This is a genomic window from Streptomyces sp. NPDC101166, from assembly GCF_044768125.1.
In the GTDB taxonomy this organism is placed as follows: domain Bacteria; phylum Actinomycetota; class Actinomycetes; order Streptomycetales; family Streptomycetaceae; genus Streptomyces.
In genome coordinates, this window is record NZ_JBIWPF010000107.1 from 1 (window position 1) to 1,483 (window position 1,483).

Genomic DNA, 1,483 nt, shown 5'->3' on the forward strand with positions numbered 1-1,483 from the left:
ATTCTCCAGCGAACTGATGGCGCTGACCGAGGAGCTCGCGCATATGGCGCAGCTGACACAGGAGGCCTCCGAGCGGGCCACGACAGCGCTCCTCGGCGCCGACCTGACGGCCGCGTACGAGGTGTTCGCGCTCGAGGAGCAAGTGGAGATCGAGCACGCCAAATGCGAGGACCGGTCGGTCATCCTGCTGGCCCTGGAAGCCCCGGTGGCGCGTGACCTGCGCCAGGTCATCACCGCCATGCAGATCGCCGACGACCTGCTGGCCGTGAGCCGATCGCTGAGCCGCGTCGCCGACGTAGTGGTGCGCCGCTACCCGAACCCGGTGGCCCCCGAGCAGGTCCTGGACCTGCTGGTGGAAATGTCCGGCGCGGTCACGCATCTCGCCGCCAGCTCGGTGAGAGTCATTGCGGCGCAGAACCCGCCGCGCGACCGGGTGCTGATCCCGCGCGACGAGAACCTGGAGCGCCTGCGCGGCCGCCTGGTGGAGCTCGCGGCCGACGACGGCTGGGCGCACGGCTCGGCGATGGCTATCGACATCGCCCTGCTGGCCCACCACTTCGAGCGCGCGGCCGACCACTGCGTGCGCATCGGCCGTCTCATTCGCTTCTTCCACACCGGCATTCCGCTCTACGCGCAAACGGAGGCGTAACCACCACCTCCTGTGAGGGGCCCCGATCGGCGGGAGTAAGCTGCCCGAATTGCTTCATGGCGAGGTCTTTTCGAGTAGCACCGCACGCACGGCAAGCCGAAATCCGACAAGGGCCCCAAACATGCCAAACAGCTCTACCCAGGCATCGGTATCCACCCCGTCGCGGGTGGCAGCGCCGGTCCGGGTTGCACCGTCCATCGAGAAATCAGCGCCGAGTGAACCCTCGACGCCGGCCGAGAGAACGCTCTCGCACCGCCAGATCATGACCATCCTGTCCGGCCTGCTGCTCGGGGTGTTCCTCGCGGCGCTGGACCAGAACATCGTCAGCGTGGCGATCGTCCGCATCGCCAACAGCCTGCACGGCTTCGACAAACAGGCCTGGGCCACCACCGCCTACCTGATCACCGCCACCATCTCGACGCCGCTCTACGGCAAGCTGGCCGACATCTACGGCCGGAAACCCTGCTACCTCATCGCCATCGGCGTCTTCGTACTCGGCTCGGTGGCCTGCACCTTCGCCACCTCCATGTACCAGCTGGCGGGATTCCGCGCGCTGCAGGGCGTCGGCGCGGGCGGGCTCATGTCGCTGGCCTTCACCATCATCGGCGATATCGTGCCGCCCCGCGAAAGGGTCAGGTACCAGGGCTATTTCATGATGGTGTTCGGCATCGCCACGGTGCTGGGCCCCGTCCTGGGCGGCTTCTTCTCCAACGCCGACCACATCCTCGGACTGTCCGGCTGGCGCTGGGTGTTCCTGGTGAACGTCCCGATCGGCGCGCTCGCGCTGGTGGTGGTCGGCAAGGTGCTCGACGTGCCGGGCGCACGGCACCGCCC

The 1,483-nt window shown here is 67.8% G+C and carries 3 protein-coding genes; 2 read left to right on the forward strand and 1 reads right to left on the reverse strand.

Features of this window, described 5'->3' with window-relative positions; all coding sequences use genetic code 11:
• Positions 1-649, forward strand: a 649-nt coding sequence (locus ACIRS4_RS36770; protein ID WP_404204389.1) for a phosphate signaling complex PhoU family protein, incomplete at its 5' end; no start/stop codon positions are given.
• A gap of 54 nt (positions 650-703) precedes the next feature.
• Here the strand turns inward: ACIRS4_RS36770 and ACIRS4_RS36775 are convergent.
• On the reverse strand, positions 704-919 hold the full coding sequence (locus ACIRS4_RS36775; RefSeq protein WP_404204391.1) for a hypothetical protein: 216 nt from the start codon (positions 917-919) through the stop codon (positions 704-706).
• Here ACIRS4_RS36775 and ACIRS4_RS36780 point away from each other — a divergent pair.
• Positions 912-1,483, forward strand: a 572-nt coding sequence (locus tag ACIRS4_RS36780; RefSeq protein WP_404204393.1) for an MFS transporter, incomplete at its 3' end; no start/stop codon positions are given. The genes ACIRS4_RS36775 and ACIRS4_RS36780 overlap by 8 nt on opposite strands.

Excerpts from the sequence above, each read along its gene's own strand:
- ACIRS4_RS36775 (WP_404204391.1), bottom strand. The coding sequence starts at position 919 with ATGGTCATGATCTGGCGGTGCGAGAGCGTTCTCTCGGCCGGCGTCGAG.